The sequence below is a fragment of the Chryseobacterium bernardetii genome (assembly GCF_003815975.1).
GTDB classification, from domain to species: domain Bacteria; phylum Bacteroidota; class Bacteroidia; order Flavobacteriales; family Weeksellaceae; genus Chryseobacterium; species Chryseobacterium bernardetii.
On record NZ_CP033932.1, the window covers coordinates 4,911,079 to 4,929,755 of the forward strand.

18 protein-coding genes are annotated in these 18,677 nt (G+C 36.7%); 8 read left to right on the plus strand and 10 right to left on the minus strand.

What is annotated here, in order from left to right; genetic code table 11:
• Positions 1–19: 19 nt before the first annotated feature.
• From ureC to EG339_RS22315, 4 genes are all read right to left on the minus strand, one after another.
• Positions 20–1,741 (minus strand): urease subunit alpha, encoded by a 1,722-nt coding sequence (gene ureC / locus EG339_RS22300; RefSeq protein ID WP_123872213.1) that lies wholly within the window; start codon positions 1,739–1,741, stop codon positions 20–22.
• A gap of 1 nt (position 1,742) precedes the next feature.
• The gene (gene ureB / locus EG339_RS22305) at positions 1,743–2,111 is read right to left on the minus strand and encodes an urease subunit beta (protein ID WP_123872214.1); all 369 of its coding nucleotides are present in this window, start codon (positions 2,109–2,111) and stop codon (positions 1,743–1,745) included.
• A gap of 12 nt (positions 2,112–2,123) precedes the next feature.
• Positions 2,124–2,426, minus strand: coding sequence for an urease subunit gamma (gene ureA / locus EG339_RS22310; protein ID WP_045499458.1), 303 nt, complete (start codon positions 2,424–2,426; stop codon positions 2,124–2,126).
• Between the two features lie 155 nt (positions 2,427–2,581).
• On the minus strand, positions 2,582–2,947 hold the full coding sequence (locus EG339_RS22315; protein WP_123872215.1) for a hypothetical protein: 366 nt from the start codon (positions 2,945–2,947) through the stop codon (positions 2,582–2,584).
• A 411-nt stretch (positions 2,948–3,358) separates the two neighbouring features.
• On the opposite strand from EG339_RS22315, the gene pruA reads away from it, so the two are divergent.
• Complete coding sequence (gene pruA / locus EG339_RS22320) at positions 3,359–4,984, plus strand: L-glutamate gamma-semialdehyde dehydrogenase (protein WP_123872216.1); 1,626 nt, start codon at positions 3,359–3,361, stop codon at positions 4,982–4,984.
• A 290-nt stretch (positions 4,985–5,274) separates the two neighbouring features.
• A complete protein-coding gene (locus tag EG339_RS22325; RefSeq protein ID WP_123872217.1) occupies positions 5,275–5,493 on the plus strand; it encodes a cytochrome C551 in 219 nt (72 codons plus the stop codon).
• A gap of 97 nt (positions 5,494–5,590) precedes the next feature.
• Here the strand turns inward: EG339_RS22325 and EG339_RS22330 are convergent, their stop codons facing one another.
• Positions 5,591–7,084 (minus strand): serine hydrolase, encoded by a 1,494-nt coding sequence (locus EG339_RS22330; RefSeq protein WP_123872218.1) that lies wholly within the window; start codon positions 7,082–7,084, stop codon positions 5,591–5,593.
• A gap of 220 nt (positions 7,085–7,304) precedes the next feature.
• Here EG339_RS22330 and EG339_RS22335 point away from each other — a divergent pair, with 220 nt between their 5' ends.
• Positions 7,305–7,514: a hypothetical protein gene (locus EG339_RS22335; RefSeq protein ID WP_123872219.1), complete on the plus strand. Its 210-nt coding sequence runs from the start codon at positions 7,305–7,307 to the stop codon at positions 7,512–7,514.
• Between the two features lie 389 nt (positions 7,515–7,903).
• Here EG339_RS22335 and EG339_RS22340 read toward each other — a convergent pair whose 3' ends face one another.
• On the minus strand, positions 7,904–9,529 hold the full coding sequence (locus EG339_RS22340) for an AraC family transcriptional regulator (RefSeq protein ID WP_123872220.1): 1,626 nt from the start codon (positions 9,527–9,529) through the stop codon (positions 7,904–7,906).
• 294 nt (positions 9,530–9,823) lie between these two features.
• Between EG339_RS22340 and EG339_RS22345 the strand changes: the two genes are divergently transcribed.
• Positions 9,824–10,984, plus strand: a complete 1,161-nt coding sequence (locus EG339_RS22345; RefSeq protein ID WP_123872221.1) for a thioredoxin family protein — start codon at positions 9,824–9,826, stop codon at positions 10,982–10,984.
• Between the two features lie 65 nt (positions 10,985–11,049).
• On the opposite strand, the gene EG339_RS22350 is transcribed toward EG339_RS22345, so the two are convergent.
• Both EG339_RS22350 and EG339_RS22355 read right to left on the minus strand, forming a co-directional pair.
• Positions 11,050–12,324, minus strand: coding sequence for a hypothetical protein (locus tag EG339_RS22350; protein WP_123872222.1), 1,275 nt, complete (start codon positions 12,322–12,324; stop codon positions 11,050–11,052).
• Positions 12,325–12,531: 207 nt separating this feature from the next.
• Entirely contained in the window at positions 12,532–13,554 is a 1,023-nt protein-coding gene (locus EG339_RS22355; RefSeq protein ID WP_123872223.1) for a 3-oxoacyl-ACP synthase III family protein, read from the minus strand.
• 73 nt (positions 13,555–13,627) lie between these two features.
• On the opposite strand from EG339_RS22355, the gene EG339_RS22360 reads away from it, so the two are divergent.
• Positions 13,628–14,527 (plus strand): magnesium transporter CorA family protein, encoded by a 900-nt coding sequence (locus EG339_RS22360; RefSeq protein WP_123872224.1) that lies wholly within the window; start codon positions 13,628–13,630, stop codon positions 14,525–14,527.
• An 85-nt stretch (positions 14,528–14,612) separates the two neighbouring features.
• Positions 14,613–16,199: a patatin-like phospholipase family protein gene (locus tag EG339_RS22365; protein WP_123872225.1), complete on the plus strand. Its 1,587-nt coding sequence runs from the start codon at positions 14,613–14,615 to the stop codon at positions 16,197–16,199.
• Positions 16,200–16,358: 159 nt separating this feature from the next.
• On the opposite strand, the gene EG339_RS22370 is transcribed toward EG339_RS22365, so the two are convergent.
• Positions 16,359–16,889 (minus strand): NAD(P)H-dependent oxidoreductase, encoded by a 531-nt coding sequence (locus EG339_RS22370; protein ID WP_123872226.1) that lies wholly within the window; start codon positions 16,887–16,889, stop codon positions 16,359–16,361.
• Positions 16,890–16,980: 91 nt separating this feature from the next.
• Between EG339_RS22370 and EG339_RS22375 the strand changes: the two genes are divergently transcribed.
• The gene (locus EG339_RS22375) at positions 16,981–17,364 is read left to right on the plus strand and encodes a winged helix-turn-helix transcriptional regulator (protein ID WP_123872227.1); all 384 of its coding nucleotides are present in this window, start codon (positions 16,981–16,983) and stop codon (positions 17,362–17,364) included.
• Between the two features lie 91 nt (positions 17,365–17,455).
• A complete protein-coding gene (locus EG339_RS22380; protein WP_123872228.1) occupies positions 17,456–17,965 on the plus strand; it encodes a hypothetical protein in 510 nt (169 codons plus the stop codon).
• Positions 17,966–18,086: 121 nt separating this feature from the next.
• On the opposite strand, the gene EG339_RS22385 is transcribed toward EG339_RS22380, so the two are convergent.
• Complete coding sequence (locus tag EG339_RS22385; protein ID WP_123872229.1) at positions 18,087–18,647, minus strand: DNA-3-methyladenine glycosylase I; 561 nt, start codon at positions 18,645–18,647, stop codon at positions 18,087–18,089.
• Between the last annotated feature and the right edge of the window lie 30 nt (positions 18,648–18,677).

Here is an 18,677-nt window from a genome sequence, read left to right on the forward strand (position 1 = left end):
TCAGGTTTTAAAGATTTTTCTAGAACAAGTAATACAACTGTGTTAAAGGGAGTTTCTCTGCCGGTTCGCAAGTGATATATTCACCATCTACCGTTACTTTATAGTTTTCAGGATTCACTTCAATTAAAGGAGTCTTATCATTATGGATAAGGTCTTTTTTACCAATATTTCTGCAGTTTTTCACAGGAAGGATCATTTTCTCCAGCTTGTAAGAAGCAATAGTTCCGTTATCGATAGAGATCTGCGAAACGAAGTTGGCGCAAGTCCCGAACTTCGCTTTTCCGTGAGCTCCAAACATATTTCTGTAAATAATCGGCTGAGGTGTTGGAATGGATGCATTAGGATCTCCCATTTTAGCAGCGATTACAAATCCTCCTTTTACAATCATTTCGGGTTTTACTCCGAATAATGCCGGTTTCCAGATCACCAAATCTGCCAGCTTCCCTTCTTCCACAGAGCCTACATATTCTGAAATACCGTGTGCAATAGCCGGATTGATGGTATATTTAGCCACATATCTTTTTGCTCGGTAATTGTCATTTCCACTGTCTTTATCTTCAGCCAAATCACCTCTCTGCTCTTTCATTTTGCTTGCAGTCTGCCATGTTCTGGTAATCACTTCCCCCGGTCTTCCCATCGCCTGAGAGTCTGAACTCATGATGCTGAAAACTCCCATATCATGAAGAATATCTTCTGCAGCAATGGTTTCAGGACGGATACGTGAATCTGCGAATGCTACGTCTTCAGGAATATTTTTGCTTAAGTGGTGGCAAACCATCAGCATATCTAAATGCTCATCGATTGTATTGATCGTATAAGGACGTGTAGGGTTGGTAGAAGCAGGTAATACATTGGGATACATCGCAGCTTTGATGATATCCGGCGCGTGACCTCCACCTGCTCCCTCTGTGTGAAAGGTGTGAATTACTCTCCCGTTGATCGCTTTCATTGTATCTTCAAGGAATCCTCCTTCGTTTAAGGTATCCGTGTGAATGGCTACCTGAACGTCATATTTATCTGCTACTTTTAAAGCGGCATCAATGGTGGCAGGTGTTGCTCCCCAGTCTTCGTGGATTTTCACTCCTAAAGCTCCTGCTTCTACCTGTTCTTCGATAGGTTCTTCTGCAGAACAGTTTCCTTTTCCGAAGAATCCAAGGTTCATTGGATATTCTTCCGCTGCTTCAAGCATTTTCTGCATATTGAATTTTCCTGGAGTTACTGTTGTAGCATTTGTTCCGTCATTTGGGCCGGTTCCTCCTCCAATCATGGTAGTAATTCCGCTGTATAAAGAGGTTTCAATCTGTTGTGGGCAGATGTAGTGAATATGAGTATCAATTCCTCCGGCAGTTACAATATATCCTTTACCACCGTGAACTTCAGTGGAGGCACCAATAATCATATTCGGGGTTACACCATCCATGGTATCCGGATTTCCTGCTTTTCCGATTCCTACGATCTTACCGTCTTTAATCCCTATATCACCTTTCACAATTCCCCAGTGGTCTATGATTACCGCTCCAGTGATACAAAGGTCAAGAACTCCTTCGTCTCTTTTGGCTGTAACATTTTGTCCCATACCGTCACGTACGGTTTTTCCACCTCCGAAAACGGCTTCGTCTCCGTAATGGGTAAAATCTTTTTCGATCTCAATAATGATCTCAGTGTCTCCCAGTCTGATTTTGTCCCCGGCTGTTGGACCTAATATATTGGCGTATTGTTTTCTGTCTACGTGTAAGCTCATCTTAGTGATTTTTAAAGTTTAACTCTTCAACTTTTGCAAGGCTTTCTTTTTTCTGTTCTTCAGAATCTACCTGTCCATCAACAAGGTTATTGAAGCCCATTGCTTTTTTACTTCCTCCTATTTCTACCAACTCTACTTCTTTTTCTTCTCCCGGTTCGAAACGAACGGCAGTACTTGCTACAATATTCAGCCTCTTTCCAAAAGCTTTCTCACGGTCAAAGCTCATGGCTTTGTTTACTTCGAAAAAGTGGAAATGTGAGCCTACCTGAATAGGACGGTCGCCTGTATTGGTTACTTTTATTTTGACCGTTTCTCTGCCTTCATTGCAGATAATAGTGCCTTCTTTTACAAAAATTTCTCCTGGTATCATGATAAAATAGGATTAACGGATTGGGTTGTGTACGGTTACAAGCTTGGTTCCATCAGGGAATGTTGCTTCAATCTGAACGTCATGGATCATTTCTGCCACGCCGGGCATTACATCGTCTTTGGTGAGAAGATTAGCGCCTTCCTGCATCAGTTCTGCCACTTTTTTTCCATCTCTTGCTCCTTCAAGCAGAAAGTGACTGATTAATGCAATGGATTCTGGATAGTTTAATTTGAGGCCTCTCGCCTTTCTTTTTAGAGCCAGCTCTCCTGCCAGAAATAGCATAAGCTTCTCCGTTTCTCTCGGTGTTAAGTGCATAATATTTTTTATTTAAAATTGGACAAACGATATCCTGTTCGCCTTTCTGAAAAGGCAAATAGATAGGTTTAAAAAATGTAAGAGGGAAATGATGACTGTGGATCAGTATTACAGAATACAGACCATAACAAATCATTAAAATTGTAAAAACAGGATTAGCAGCCTGCTATCTGCAGGGCATGATACAGGATGTACCTTGGTTCTGTAAGATAAATACGGTTTTTAACGGCCGCAACCGGAGTATTGAATGTATATTTTACAAAGAAGTAGTTAAGCCATTCCTGAGCAAGTATTGAATAATCAAATTTTACTTTCTCCCAGTCATTTGAATCCTGTACATCCTGCGCATCTGAAAAACTATAAATTTCAGGTTGTGTCTGCTGATCCGATTTTTGCTGAAGAAGATGAATTTTTGATAAGAGATCAGAGTATGATTCAGTCTTCCCCTTATGTGCTAAAAGACCTGCACATAAAGCTGAGAAAAACAATACAAAAGAGAAAAATATGACTCTTTTTTTCATATCTGATTAATAATGATGTAAAATTAGAGCAATCTTAAAAAACAGGCTATCAAAAAAATTATTTAAAATGTTCAAAATCGCAACAAACACAATTTTATCTAAATTTAACATTTCTTTATAAATCCTTTATTTACAGCACTTAAGAACAGTTCATGAACTATGACAATTATTTTATTGTCCCCATTCCTGTAATTATAGCCCTCCTATATATTTTTAACTTCTATACAAAAGATCAAACAAATACATTTAATATTTTTAAAATACATCCCCAAAAATGTATTATTTGCTAACAATTACAGGGCAAAAAGGTCTATTTCACAAAAACAGGTTAGATTTTTTTCTTTCCTTATAATTATCGTAAATTTGTATACACATACTTATTTAATTTAATAAAAAATAATAAAACGTAATATGTCAAAAGCAATTTCGCAAGTACCATTAGCGGTAAACGAGCCGGTAAATTCTTATGTACCGGGATCTCCGGAAGTTAAAAGCCTTATCGACACTTATAAAAAAATGTGGGCTGAGAAGGTAGAAATTCCAATGATTATCAACGGGAAGGAAGTAAAAACTGATAAAAAAGTACAGCTTCAGTCTCCTCAGGATCATGCTCACGATTTCGGGTTTTATTACCAAGGTGGTATGCAGCATGTGGATGACGCCATCAACGCGGCATTAGCAGCTAAAGAAGCATGGAATGCACTAGGCTGGGAACAGCGCGCAGCTATTTTCTTAAAGGCAGCTGATCTATTGGCAGGTCCTTACAGAGATGTCATTAATGCGGCTACAATGATCGGACAGTCTAAAAATGTTCACCAGGCTGAAATTGATTCTGCTTGTGAGTTCATTGATTTCTTAAGATTCAACGTGGAATTCATGACAGAAATGTATTCTGAGCAGCCGGTTTCTGATAATGGAATCTGGAATCGCGTAGAGTACAGACCACTGGAAGGATTCTGCTTTGCAGTAACTCCATTCAACTTTACAGCAATCTCAGGAAACCTTCCTACTTGTATGGCCATGTTAGGAAACGTTGTGGTATGGAAGCCTTCAGATAAGCAGGTTTATTCTGCAAAAGTAATCATGGATGTATTAACTGAGGCTGGTCTTCCTGCAGGGGTTATCAACATGATTTTTACAGATGGTAAAGAAACTGCTGAGAAAGTATTGGCTCACAAAGATTTCGCTGGTCTTCACTTTACTGGTTCTACAAAAGTTTTCCAGGGAATGTGGAAAATGATCGGTGATAACATTCACAACTACAGAACATATCCAAGAATTGTTGGAGAAACTGGTGGTAAAGACTTTGTGATTGCTCACCCGTCTGCTAACGTAGAAGCTGTAGCTACTGCTTTAGTAAGAGGTGCTTTTGAATACCAGGGGCAAAAATGTTCTGCTGCATCAAGAGCTTACATCCCTAAATCTCTTTGGGCTGATGTGAAAAAAGTAATGGAAGCTCAAATGGCTACAATCAAAATAGGTTCTCCTGAAGACCCATCTAATTTTGTAAACGCTGTAATTGATAAAAATTCTTTCGAAAAATGTAAAGGATACATCACCAGAGCTAACGAATCTTCTGAAGCTACTGTAGTAATTGGCGGTACTTGTGATGATTCTAAAGGATGGTTTGTACACCCAACAGTTATTGAAACTACAAACCCTCAGTACGAAAGTATGGTAGAAGAGATCTTCGGCCCAATCCTTTCTGTATTTGTTTATGAAGATGCAGAGTGGAAAGAAACTCTTAAATTGGTAGATTCTTCTTCTCCTTATTCATTAACAGGTTCTGTATTCTCTCAAGACCGTTATGCCATTGCTGAAGCGTACAAAGCTCTAGAAAATGCATCCGGTAACTTCTACATCAATGATAAACCAACTGGTGCTGTAGTAGGTCAGCAGCCTTTCGGTGGTGGCAGAGCTTCAGGAACTAACGATAAAGCGGGTTCTAAAATGAACCTTCTTAGATGGACGTCTGTAAGAAGTGTTAAGGAAACTTTCGTTTCTCCGAAAGATTACAAATATCCATACCTAGGATAATAAATCATGAATAATAGGTAATGAATAATCTGTTACCTGTACTTTCAATATAGCCTCGGAATTTCGGTTTCGAGGCTTTTTTATGTGATATACGAGGTGCAGAAATTCAAGGTCTAAGGTTTACTATTAATCCTGCTTATCAAAGGATCTCAGTTCTCGTTTACTCTAATACACTCAAAACTCTACTTACCTAACATCTTTTAACAAAATTTACCTATATTTTACGACTTCCCTACGCCTGTTAGGAATAATAGTTGTTTTTCCATTATTACACCCCAAAATAAAATTATATGAAAAAGTTATTGCTAACAGCCATCGGCATAGGATTATTTGCAGTGAGCTGTGGAACCAAGGAGTCATCAATGTCTACCAGTAAAAGTGATTCAGCTAATGTAGATAATACACGAACTGTACCTCCTACAACAACAGATACGATGACGACAAAAATGACGAATCCGGACAGCATTAAAATGAAAAAGGATTCTATGGCAACACCTCCTGCCAAATAGTATTATATACGTTTAATTTAAAATGGAAAATCTGCAGTTGAAAGCACTGCAGATTTTTTTGATTCAGCAGGTAGGAAACCATAGCTTTTTGCCCTGCTTATTTTAATTTTTTAAATGTTGTGCCTCCCTGCATTCCCATAACAACTCCATCCACATTTCCTTTATCATCAAGTGTAAAATTAAAATCAAAATCAGGATTCATCTGTTGTGGAACTTCTTCTGCCAGCTTAGATGAAAAAAGATCATATTGCTGGTGAACCAATATAAATTTAAATGTCGGAAAGGTTATATACAGATTATTTCCTTCTCTTGAAATATTAAAAGTGCCATATCCTTTATTTGAATATTCCCCACAATAGGAATCAAGATCATGAGTCGGCTTTTTCTTTTCATTGATAGCTGTCCTGGTATTTTTATCCGGTTTTACAATATCATACTGCTCTTTTTCATACGGATAAGGTTTATGCTGATCCAGCCCCAGCATCCGGATAGAAATCATATTGGCAATAGTATTGGATAGATCTGAATTATGCTGATTGGTTAATACAGCAAGACCAAATTTATCTGCAGGAAACAGAAAGACATCAGAAGTAAAGCCCGATACTCCTCCTGAATGCCATACCTTGTAATGTCCTTTAAAAATTTGGGTAAACCACCCATACCCATGCCCAAACAAAAAGTTTTTTTGATCCGGTTTTGCGGGTGGCGTTCCGTCAATCATCGTTTTAGTACTCATGGCATTGGATACAAATTCTTTCGAAAGGACAGGTTTATTTTCAAACTGCCCGTAATTGAGCCAAAGTCTGATCCAGTTTCCCATATCTGTTGCTGAACTATTGATAGCAGCTCCGGGCTTATCATTATCAGGTTTTTGAAATAGTAGTTTTTCAATGTGCTGCTTATAAAGCCCGTAAGGATAGGAAAAATCTTTTTGCTTTACCATTTCATCTATAGAAGTATTACTATTATCCATTTTTAAAGGGATAAATATTTTTTCTCTGATAAGTTCATCCCAGCTTTTGCTGTTCACCTGCTCAGCAATGGCTCCTAGCATAAGATATCCAAAATTGCTGTATTTCCAGCTGTTTTTAGGTTCTGCATTCTCTTTAATGAAAGGAAGCCTTTGCATCAAATCAATCCGTTTGGCCGCAGGAAAAAAAATATAGGTACCATCTACACTTCCCAGGCCACTTCTATGCTCAAGCAGATCTTCAACTGTGACCAGATTATTCATTCTGTCTGTTGAAAATTTCAGGTAAGGAATGTATTTGGAGGGTTTTTCCTGAATAGATATTTTCTTCTCGTCCGAAGCCATGCCTATCAGAGCTGATGTAAACGGCTTGGTATTGCTTCCGATTCCGAAAAGTGTATTGGGAGTTACGGGGAGCTTATTTTCATAATCCCTGTATCCATATCCTTTAGAATGGATAATCTTATCATTCTTTACAATGACTACAGATATTCCCACCGCCTTGTAATCGTTTAAAATTTTGTTGATTTCTTCATCAAGCCCTTTTAAATTTTCTTTCGTTTCCTGACCAAAGATTAAACTGAATGCTAATAAATTCAATAAGTAAATTACTTTTTTCATATTCTTATTTTTTTATGCAGATAGAGAAATATATCGACAGAATAACAGAATTCTGTTTATCTCATTCTGAAATGATGGAGTGAGTTTATAATGAGTAGTATAATTCTTACATTTATTACAAAAAAAATAAATATTTTTCACAATTATCTAACAGATCATAAATAAAAGTGTTATTATTTCACTATATTTGATTGTATTGAACACCAAAAAAGAATATATTATGAAAAAGTTATGGATAGGAGCTATTCTTGGACTTCTTGTTCTGGGAAGCTGTGCTCAAAACAAAGAAAAAAGAGAGGAATTTAAAGATGCACACAACAAAGATTCCTTAAGAAACAGGATGGGAGATTCTGCTGTGGCCAATTCAGAGCCGGCTCCGGCAACTCCGGATACTTCAAAAGTAAAAACAGACAGTATCAAGACTAAATAAAATCGCAAATCCACAGAATATCTGTGGATTTGCACTTAAAAAAACTTGACTGAAAAAAAACCGGGCAATCAACCCCGATTATCCTGTATAAATCATATTCTAATCTGAATATTCTTTTTATAGATGAAAATAGGAACTAGGGCTATTCATGAAAACAAAATATACCTGTGTTCCATATCTTAAGTTTCATGGTTAGTTTGCTGTGGGAATTGTTATCTTATTTCAGAAAAAATAAAATTCCTTCGAAAATAAAATAGATAAGATGTAATATGATGGTTGTCATTCCCGTAACAGTGCCGCAAATATATGTCAGCTGCTGCTTTCCAAAAAGCAATTGGTTATCCATTTTCATGAAAATGGTAAGACATAATATACAAAACAGCTAACTTTTAATTATTTTCACGAAAATGAACATCTTTATCTGATTGGTTTTCAGCATCAAGATATTTAATATAAGCTGAAGGCGAGAAATCTGTAACGGCCTTGAATACTGCGGCAAATTTACTGTGTGAAGAAAAGCCACATTCATCAGCCAGGATACTGATCTTGTACTGCCTGTACTTTTCGTCGTTAATAAGTTTATCTACAATATAAGTAATTCTTAGTCTGTTGATGTACGTTTTAAAATCTGCACTCTTATGCTGATTGATAACGTAGGAAAGATATTTGGTATTGGTGTTCAGCTCACCCGCCAGAAAAGAAAGTGACATTCCTTTATTGTTATAGAGGTTACCTTTTTCAAACTCATCGAGAAGCTCAAGCAGTTTGGTCTCAGTTTCGGAAGTCATTAGAGAATCATTTCTCTTTCGGTCTGCTTCAGAATCTTTCTCATCTATTTCTTCTACCGATATATTTGAGAATTCAGAATGTACAGGCTGTCTCAGCAAAGATCCCCTGTTACCATTCCCCATATTCATTTGGGTTCTCATCATATTTCTCAGCTTCGAAAACTGTCTTTTCTGCCTTGTTCTGAAAAAGGTGATTAAGCCTACCAATGAAACAAATAATATGACAATAACTGCATTTTTAGCTACGTTCATCTGGCCGCTTCCTTTATTAATTTTAGATACGGCTTCTTTAGTTTTGCCGGAAAATTCATGATTCCGGGCTGCAATACTGTCATAAGCTCTTACATATTTCACTGCATAAAAAGAAGCTTTAACATTGTCACCTATCCCTTCGTAATAATCATTGATGTTTGAATAAACAGCTTTCTTAAGTTTCAGACTTCGGGAGGTATCGGCAATTTTTTCAGCTTTTTTCAGGTATAGTTCTGCATCTTTCCAGTTCTTCTGTTTTACACGGATTCCTCCCAGTCCATTATAGACCAGGCCAAGCGTACAGCTTCCAGCTTTCAGCAGGTTTTCTGCTCTCCTGTAATAATTTTCGGAAACAGCATAATCATTAAGCTTAAAATAAGCATCTCCCAACAATTGATAAGAAGCAGCTTGGGTTCTTTCTTCATTCTGGCTGTTTATTTTTCCAAAATTCTTCAGGGAAAACTCAATACGTTGTATGGCATTTACATAATTTCCAATTTCCATTTCGTAAAAAGCCATTTCCTGATTCAGCAATCCTTCTGCTTCATTACTTTTCTGAAAATCAGGAACCTGCCTTGAAGCAGCCAATCCTTTAAGAATATATTTTTTAGCTCTTTCGTATAACCCTACCTGTCTATATTGCCTCGCAAGTAATCGGCATACGCGGGCCATCCATTCGGTATTATTGGACTTCTCAATTAATGAATGAGCATTTTCACTATAATATATTGCTTTTTTAAGATCCCCCCCGTGATGATAAAGCTCTGAAGAAAGCATAAGGCTTTTTACTTTTTCTAAGGGTTGATGAGCTGCCATATAAAGAGAATCAGCGGTCCTGATAGCCTTGGGCAGATCTTTATAAACTGTAATGGAGGAAGTTCTTTCGCATGTCTGGTCGAAGGTATTTTTTTTCTGGGCAGATATGGAGATTGCTGTTACCAGCAAGAACAAAAGTTTCAATAGATTATTAGACATAAAAAAACAAATTATTATTCTTATAATAACTCATCATTTTCTCACGGGTGTCTTTTTGTTTTTTACAAAATTAGTAATATTTTACTTTTTATTAAAATATTCTGCTGAAATTTAATCATTTAACTAAAAAAGCTATTTACATTAATTTTAATAATAAGTCTAAAACAATAGATGGTTTTCTTTCATATTGGCCTATATCTATATTAAAAATAAAGTTCTTTACTAATTATTTTCAATGTGAATAACTTAAATGTTATCATATTTATTACATTTGCAGGAAACAAAACGTTTTTTATGAAAAAAATAGCGATACTTTCTACTCTATTTATAGCTGCACTTGCATGGGCGCAAGGCATCAAATTTGAGGATGGTAACTTTGCCTCTATCCTTGCTAAAGCTAAAAAAGAAAACAAACTGATCTTTGTAGATGCTTATGCATCATGGTGTGGACCATGCAAACTGATGGTAAAAAATATTTTCCCTCTGAAAACTGTAGGTGATTATTATAATTCTCATTTTATCAATGCTAAAATTGATATGGAAAAAGGAGAAGGCATTGAGCTTGCTAAAAAATACAATGTAAAAGCCTTCCCTACCTATTTATTTATTGACGGAAACGGTGAAGCTATCCACAGAACCCTGGGATATGTTGAAGAAAAAGATTTCATTCAGTTTGCAATGGATGCCAACGATCCCAATAAAAGACTTACTTCTCTAAAGCAGCAATTTGAAAAAGGAGAAAAGGATCCTGCATTTTTAAAAAACCTGGCGGAGCTTACTATTTATAATGATGCAGAGTTTGCTGAAAAAGTATTGAACCGTTATTTTCAGGTGAAACCTACTATGGATGCAGACGATGCTCAACTGCTTATTTCCGGTATACAAACTACAGAAAGTCCTTTATATAAAATCTTTCAGGATAAAAAGGCAGATATAGTGAAGCTTTTCCCTGATGAGAGGTATGAAAGATTTAATCAGAACTTCCAAATGAGTACGATCACTAAAAAGGCGTATAATCCTGATACTAAAACCTGGGACGATCAATATTTCATTACAGAAGCTCAAAAGTTGGTAAGCAAGGAAAATGCTGAGAAATTATTAAAAAAATTAAAGGCTGGCAGAGCTCTGAAAAATAAGGATATTGCCCTTTATGAGAAACTGACATTGGAAGTATACCAGGACTATTCTAAAGCAGGCTCTAATGAACTAAACTCGGCAGCATGGAATTTTTTTGAGAACGTAAGCAATAAAGCATCTTTGGAAAAAGCTGTAGCATGGGCGCAGGAATCTGTAAAGAAGGACGAAAGTTTTGCCAATACGGATACGCTGGCTAATCTTTACAATAAGGTTGGAGATAAGAAAAATGCAAAAATATGGGCTGAAAAGTCTATTGAACTGGCCAAAAGCGCAGGACAAGATGCTTCTGATACGGAAAAATTATTGAAAAGCCTTTAACAGCTACTAATAAATAAAATAAAAACCGCAGAATTGGAATTCTGCGGTTTTTTTATGGAAATCTTTTAATTATTATATACCAAAACCTGCATTTTAGTAAGCATAGCTTCTGTGTCGCCGTTATATCCCGAATAGCCGGAAGGTATGAAATTGACAATCTGGTTACCAGCCCATGCGGAATACTGTACTTTAAAAGTATAAGTTCCTGCAGTAAGGGTTACCGCTTTCAGGAAAGTTACCGGGATCGGAAGTCTTACTAAATCTGTTCCACTTACCATTGAGGTATAGGCAGACGATATTTTGGTTCCATCCTGTAAAAGATAAAAGGCTCCTTGTGCATCTGTTGCTGAAGTACTGGTTGCATAGCCCAAGATGGTAAACAGGAATGTCTGGGTAGCTCCTGTGGGAACTGTTAGGGTTATGGTTACTCCCGGTACATCAGCAACTGTTCCCTGATTAATAGCCAATGCTGTCGTTCCCTGCACATAGTTGGCTGAAGAAATAGTTCCGCTGGATGTATTCAATGTTTTCCAGATGGGTGCAGCGCCTGCTCCGGTGGATGTAAGAATCTGTCCTGCAGTTCCAGCACTTCCTGCTGTAGTGGCATTTCCTCCTACATTGATCTCATTGGTAACCTGTAGCGCGCCGTTCACATGTAAAAGTTTCTGCGGAGTCTGAGTCCCTATCCCTACACTACCGGTTCCGGTTACAGTCACTCTATTGGCACCATTGGTAAGCAGGTTGATAGGATTTGCAGAAATTGTAGTCAAATTCAGACCTGTAGTGTTTCCTGATGTAGTAACCTGAGCTGTTGCGGCATTATCTACAAACATATTTAAAATGCCTGTTCCTCCCGTTGCCTGAAATGCTCCTCTTGTAGAACCTGTTGCCGAAACGATTCCCTGGGTTCCCGTGGTGCCAATTCCCACACTATTTGCTCCATTTAAAAAATTAAGTGAATTTCCGGCAGTCGTCACTGTTCTGTTTCCTGCAAGGGTACCATTAGAAGTATAGATATTAACAGGCATATTGAGTTTAGCCCAGGCAGTACCATCAAAGTAATAATATCCAATGGCATCTATGCTGGCAGCAGTTCCGGTTTGTGTTCCCGTAGCAATGCTGTTTACATAAATCAATGTGGAAGTCGGAACCGAGGTCATACTTTGGGCTCTCTCACGATCAACTCTAGGAATAAGCAGCCCATCAACATTAGAGGTAGTTCCTGTAGCGTTTTTGGCTGTCACATCTAATGTTGAAGCAGGTGCAGGATTATTTATTCCTATTTGGGCATAACAGAATAAAGGGGACAAAAAAATCCCAAGTAATAAATTCTTTTTCATTTTCTTTTGTTTATTCGTTAACAGCCTTAAAGATAATGAATTTAAAAAAATAAATATGATTTTTTATTTTTTTATTTTTTAAAAAACCTATAAAAAAACAAAAAATCAGAACAGGAAAGCTCCTGCTCTGATTTAAGTATATTCGAGTTATAAACTGGTCAGCCTTTTTCAGGACCAGTCATACTGAAATGTCCGGCCAAAAAATATTTAATATTCAAAAAGAACACTTCCCCATGTAAATCCACTTCCGAAAGCTGAAAGAAGAACTAAATCTCCTCTTTTGATTTTTCCCTGTTCAATGGCTTCACTTAAGGCAATGGGAATAGAAGCAGCCGTTGTATTTCCGTATTTCTGAATGTTGTTAAAGATTTTCTCATCCGGCAATCCGAACTTCTGCTGAACAAACTGAGCAATTCTAAGATTCGCCTGGTGAGGGATAAACATATCAAGATCTTCTATTGTTTTTCCGGCTTTATTTAAAGCTTCCATCATAGTTTCCGGAAATCTTGTAACCGCATGCTTGAATACAAAGTTTCCGTTCATAATAGGATATACTTCTTTATTCGTTACATTCTCAGGCTCTTTTCTCATTCTGTCACTCCATCCAAACTTAGAACCTGGAAACTGTGTACACAATTCATCTGCATATTTCCCTTCAGAATGCATGTTTACTGCTAAAATATCTCCTGCATTTTCATCTTCCGCAGCAGACAGCACAACCGCTCCTGCCCCATCTCCGAAAATCACCGAAACTCCTCTTCCTTCATCAGAAAAATCCAACCCGAAAGAATGAACTTCTGCTCCTACAACAAGGATATTCTTATAGGTCCCTGATTTAATGAAAGCATTGGCTACACTCATAGAATATACAAATCCTGAACATTGGTTTCTAACGTCCAATGCTCCAATAGTATCACACCCAAGCATATCCTGAAGCAAAACTCCACATCCCGGAAAATAATAATCCGGAGAAAGGGTTGCAAACACAATGTAATCAATATCTTTAGCGGTTAACCCTGCATTTTCAATAGCTTTTTCTGATGCCTTGAATCCTAAATATGCAGCAGTTTCCTGAGAATCATTTCTGTTTTTTCTATGTCTTCTTTCCTTGATGCCTGTTCTTTCCGTTATCCACTCATCATTGGTAGTCATTAGTTTGGCTAAATCATCATTTGTAACAATGTTATCTGGAACATAAAATCCCACACCTTTTATTGTACTTTTAATCATATAGTTTTATAATTTTGGCAAAGATAAAACTTATTTAACACATAGTTTTTCAAAATATTAGTATTTTTACTTTATGCCAATTGATACGATATACAGAAGCACCCACTGCGAATGGGTAGATGTAGAGGCTCCTACTGCAGAAGACCTGAAATTTCTTCATGAACGCTACGAAATCAACAATCTTCTTCTTGAAGATACTATAGATCCTAATCATCTTCCAAAATATGAAGAAGACGGAAATGTAAAATTCTTCCTTCTCCGCGAAAGTACGGAACTGGAAAGGAAAAACCTGAACACCATAAGTGATATCAGTACCAAAATTGCGATTTTTATTCTGGATAAAACCATTATCACCATCCACAGAATGAAAACCAGAAGTATTTCTGAAACCAAGAAAAAGCTAACGCTTACACAGGAAGAAGTAACACCTCAGAAAGTAGCATTAATGGTCGCTATATTAATTATGAAAAGTTTTGATGATGAATCAATAAGCTTACTGGAAACCATGGACAATATTGAAAATGAGATTTTCCTTAAAAATACCAATCATACCAGCCAGATCCGAAGGCTGTATAAACTGAAAAGAAAATCCGGACTGAACTCAAGGGTTCTGGTCATTTCAACAGATGCCATCGATAAATTTAAACTATTGAATCTCCAGGATTCTGAAATTGTGGATTTAAAGGATAAACATAAGGACGTTGTGGCTGATTTTGACCATTTAAACGCCCAGATTACGAACCTTATCTCAATGTTCCTGGCCCTCTCTGACCAGAAGGCTAACCAGGTGATGAAGGTTTTGGCTATTTATTCGGTGTACTTTTTACCAATTACCTTTATTGCAGGAGTTTACGGGATGAACTTTGATAATATGCCGGAACTTCATCACAAATACGGCTATTACTTTACGTTAGGCGGTATGGCATTGGTAGTCATCAGCACATTTATTTATGTGAGACGCAGGCAGTGGTAGATTTCTCCCACAGGTTTTACAAATGATACAGATGATTATTAGAGATTGCTTCACCAGCGGTTCACAATCACAAAAAACCGAGACTATGAACACTGAAACCCTTACTACAATTCTGGAAGATCATATTCTTTCACAGGCTTCTAAGGACAAACTTACTGCTTTACACGAGAATATTTCTGCCAAAGAGTTTTCAGATCTTTTAGATGCGGAAGGCAATCAGTATATAGAATTTGTACAGGAAGGCGGCGGTGTCTGGGGAAGTGCACTGGTAGGCTATCTTTACGGACTTGAAATCTTTGGAATCAGATTTTTGAAAGTAGCAGGAACCAGCGCCGGAGCGATCAATACCATGCTTATTGCAGCCTGCAAAACAAAGGAAGAGCCTAAAAGTGAACTCATCAAAGATATTCTGTTCAGCTGGAATTTTGCTGATTTTATGGATGGAAAAACGTATGTAAAAACTACTCTGCATGCGATGCTGAACAATAAAAATTTCTTCAGGATCAATGCTGTTATTGCAGCTATTCTGTTCATAATCCTTGTAAGTATTCCATTTGCAGCGCCTTCAGGAAGTATTCTGAATGCTAAACTAATGTTTTTAATTCCTTTGATCCCGGCAGTTATCCTTTTTTTATGCCTCAAAAAATTATACAACAATTTCAGAAAAGAAAACAGTGGACTTAATCCGGGGAATGTTTTTCTGAACACCATGAAAACGGCTCTGGATAGTTTTGGAATTAAAACTGTAGCCAACCTCAATGAGAAATTTATACAAAAAGAACGGGATCTCAACCTCAATTACCGTTATGGAAACGGACAGGAATATTATAACCTTACTTTAGCAGGGATTGAAAAAATCAAGGCTAAAAACCTGGAACATATTGATCAGACCAGATATAAAATATTCTATGACAGTGCACTCAATAATGATTATTATAAAAACAATCCATTTTACCTTCTTCGGTCAGAATATGTTGTAATTGCTACAGACATCAATGCCAAAATAAAGGTAGAACTGCCTACTATGGCTAATTTATACTGGTCTGAAGAAGAACTGAAGCACATCAGTCCGGCAGAGTTTGTCAGAGCATCCATGTCTGTTCCTTTTTTCTTTGAACCTTTTCAGAAAAGGATTAATAAGAATGAAGATTCTGTAAAATATGCCTGGAAATTCTGGATGAATACCAAACAGGAAGATATTTATCCCGTAGGTGTTTTTATTGATGGCGGAAGTATCTCCAATTTTCCTATTGACCTGTTTCATGCGGATGAAGTTTTTTATCCGAGAATGCCTCTTTTTGGAGTTCAGCTTACGAGTGATTCTGATTTGCTTTCTGAAAAGGGAAAAACCAGTGAAGAAATCCTTAAAACGCCATTCAGCTATGCAGGAAATATCATCAGTACCTTACAGGGATTTAATGATAAAGTTTTTCTTACCAAACATAGTTTCTATCGGCTGTACAGTATCCAAACCGTTAACTGTGGAACCACCAGATGGCTGAATTTCTTTATGAAAAAAGAAGAAAAAGAGGATCTTTTCAACAGAGGCTTTCAGGCAGCTCTTGACTTTCTGAACCAGTTTGACTGGGAGAAATACAAGTATGAACGAATGATGCTTACCATGAAAGAAAAAAAAATACTGAAGGAAGAGGATACGCCTACGGTGGGATAAGGACTTTTATCAGAAAAGAGAATTAATATGATGATGAAACTAAGTGAAATATCATTTGTTCTATGTCTTCCATTTTAAGCATAGGGATATTTTTATCTATATTAAGAATAGGAATCTATCTGAAAAAGACTTCCAAATAGATTCCCACTTTTTACTTTTTTATAAATTATCCAGGAAATCAAGATACATCGGAACACTTCTCTCAATCCATTCATCTGAAGAATCTCTTTCTATACCATAATAAACAAAAGGTTCTTCATATTGTGCCCAGATATAATCAAAAGTCAGCTCATAAGGACGGAACAGCTCCTTCATCGTGTATTTGTATTCTCCAGTGGCACTGTAACCCTCTTCATCAATTCCGGCCGTAACGGCCAATGACATTTTCTTTCCTGCCAGCTTATAACCACTGTTACTTCCGTATGCCCAACCATATAAAACCACTTCATCCAGCCATTGTTTCAAAAGCGGCGGACTGCTGAACCAATAAAAAGGAAACTGAAATACAATCTTATCATAAGACTCCATCAGTTTCTGTTCTTTGGTTACATCAATTTTTCCCTCAGGATAAGCTTTGTATAATTGATGTACTGTATATTTTTCGGGGTATTTTTCCAATTCTTCAATCCATCTTTTATTGATGACAGATTTTTCAATTTCAGGGTGTGTAACAATAATTAAGGTCTTCATTATGTTTAAATTTCTATCACAAAATTACAATACATTACTTACATTTTGTACATTAGCTACCCATTGTACGGTACTATAAAAAATGTAAGTAATGACTAAAATAAAGGAAACCTCAACCAATTTTGCCAATAAAAAAGCACTTGCAGATGAATGTCCGGAGATTTATGCTTCCAATATTATCGGCGGGCAATGGGCACTTGCTATCTGCTGCTATCTCATCAATGGAAAGATGAGATTTGGAGAGCTTAAAAAGCGTCTTCAGAACATTACAGAGCGCATGCTTACTCTTCAGCTTCGCAGATTGGAAGAAGATAAAATTATTACCAGAACTGTATATGCTGAAGTTCCGCCAAGGGTAGAATACGAGCTTACAGAAATTGGGTATAAGCTGAAACCGATTATTCTGGAATTTGAAAAATGGGGAATAGAACACAAACAAATAATTGAAAAATCCACTGAAAAACAAATGAAATAGATTCAATACAAATAACAATTAAAAAGTAAATTATGCTTTATTTTATTATTTTATGTAAATTTAATAACCATTTCATACACAAAATAATATCATGAAAAATCTGACATTTTTACTCTCCTTCGCTGCAACGGTTATTTGTTATGCCTCAGTATATGCACAAAAGATTTCTGACGGTCAAACCTTAGATATTAATGGTATGGATGTTACCTTCAATATTCTCAATAAAGAAAGTATTGAATCTGGCGGGAAACAGTATGACCGTTATAAAGTTTCGGCATCAGTGAAAAATAAATCGAATAAAGCTTACAATATCAGGCTGTCTGCTTTTCCACAGATTGTAAGCAATATTGGCCTTGTAGAATTGGATTGTGTTAATGCAACCGGATCAAGGCTTACCTCTAAAAAAATTGAACTGAAAATGAAGCCGCAGATGCTTAATGTAATCTATTCTGCTTATGATAAATCCGGAAAATTTACCACCAGTACTATACCTGTAACCGGAAGTTATTATTTTGATCCGGGAGATACCATTAGTGATAATGCCATTTTTATTGTTCCTCAGGGTGAAAAGCCTGATGTTTCAGTAAGAAGTCTAAAATAAATATTCATGCCAACATCAATTTGTCGGCATGATTTGTTTCTATCAAATATTCAATTGGTTAGCCTCTTCATTTGTTTTGTAAATTTACATCTTAGCATTATAACTCAATATTGAATATACTTTAATTTTTGTCAGCATTCCTCCATAAGGGCTTTTGTTCCAACACTTTTGCATGAATCGGGCAGGTTTCATGATGGGCGCCTTCCAGATATCCTGTACTCATCAGAAATTCATTCACAATCTCACCTCCTGTAAATTTGAATGTTTTCTTAAAAAGCTTCATCCATTCCGGCAATGTTTTAGGATGATGATGCTCTATCCACTTTTCAAAGGAGCCAAATTCTTTTTGAAGCTCAATAATTGTCTTTGCATTCTCAATAGCTGCATTTACCTTAAGTTTATTCCGGATAATTCCGCTGTCATTCAAAAGCCTTTCCCGATCTTCTTCTGTATAAGCTGCTATTTTTTTGATATCAAAATTATCATAAGCTTTTCTGAAGCTTTCTTCTTTTTTTAAAACCGTTTCCCAGCTTAAACCTGCCTGGTTAATCTCCAGAATAAGCCTTCCGAACAATTCATTATCATCATGAATAGGAAACCCGTAATAGTTATCATGGTAGTTCTTATGTAATTGTTTTCGGCTCTCAGGCTGCATCCTGTCTATGGCTAAGCAATAACTCATTGATGTATCTCTTTTGGTTTAACGGGATAA

Coding starts and splice junctions, on each gene's coding strand:
- ureC (WP_123872213.1), bottom strand. CDS start 1,741: ATGAGCTTACACGTAGACAGAAAACAATACGCCAATATATTAGGTCCA.
- ureB (WP_123872214.1), bottom strand. CDS start 2,111: ATGATACCAGGAGAAATTTTTGTAAAAGAAGGCACTATTATCTGCAAT.
- ureA (WP_045499458.1), bottom strand. CDS start 2,426: ATGCACTTAACACCGAGAGAAACGGAGAAGCTTATGCTATTTCTGGCA.
- EG339_RS22315 (WP_123872215.1), bottom strand. CDS start 2,947: ATGAAAAAAAGAGTCATATTTTTCTCTTTTGTATTGTTTTTCTCAGCT.
- pruA (WP_123872216.1), top strand. CDS start 3,359: ATGTCAAAAGCAATTTCGCAAGTACCATTAGCGGTAAACGAGCCGGTA.
- EG339_RS22325 (WP_123872217.1), top strand. CDS start 5,275: ATGAAAAAGTTATTGCTAACAGCCATCGGCATAGGATTATTTGCAGTG.
- EG339_RS22330 (WP_123872218.1), bottom strand. CDS start 7,084: ATGAAAAAAGTAATTTACTTATTGAATTTATTAGCATTCAGTTTAATC.
- EG339_RS22335 (WP_123872219.1), top strand. CDS start 7,305: ATGAAAAAGTTATGGATAGGAGCTATTCTTGGACTTCTTGTTCTGGGA.
- EG339_RS22340 (WP_123872220.1), bottom strand. CDS start 9,529: ATGTCTAATAATCTATTGAAACTTTTGTTCTTGCTGGTAACAGCAATC.
- EG339_RS22345 (WP_123872221.1), top strand. CDS start 9,824: ATGAAAAAAATAGCGATACTTTCTACTCTATTTATAGCTGCACTTGCA.
- EG339_RS22350 (WP_123872222.1), bottom strand. CDS start 12,324: ATGAAAAAGAATTTATTACTTGGGATTTTTTTGTCCCCTTTATTCTGT.
- EG339_RS22355 (WP_123872223.1), bottom strand. CDS start 13,554: ATGATTAAAAGTACAATAAAAGGTGTGGGATTTTATGTTCCAGATAAC.
- EG339_RS22360 (WP_123872224.1), top strand. CDS start 13,628: ATGCCAATTGATACGATATACAGAAGCACCCACTGCGAATGGGTAGAT.
- EG339_RS22365 (WP_123872225.1), top strand. CDS start 14,613: ATGAACACTGAAACCCTTACTACAATTCTGGAAGATCATATTCTTTCA.
- EG339_RS22370 (WP_123872226.1), bottom strand. CDS start 16,889: ATGAAGACCTTAATTATTGTTACACACCCTGAAATTGAAAAATCTGTC.
- EG339_RS22375 (WP_123872227.1), top strand. CDS start 16,981: ATGACTAAAATAAAGGAAACCTCAACCAATTTTGCCAATAAAAAAGCA.
- EG339_RS22380 (WP_123872228.1), top strand. CDS start 17,456: ATGAAAAATCTGACATTTTTACTCTCCTTCGCTGCAACGGTTATTTGT.
- EG339_RS22385 (WP_123872229.1), bottom strand. CDS start 18,647: ATGAGTTATTGCTTAGCCATAGACAGGATGCAGCCTGAGAGCCGAAAA.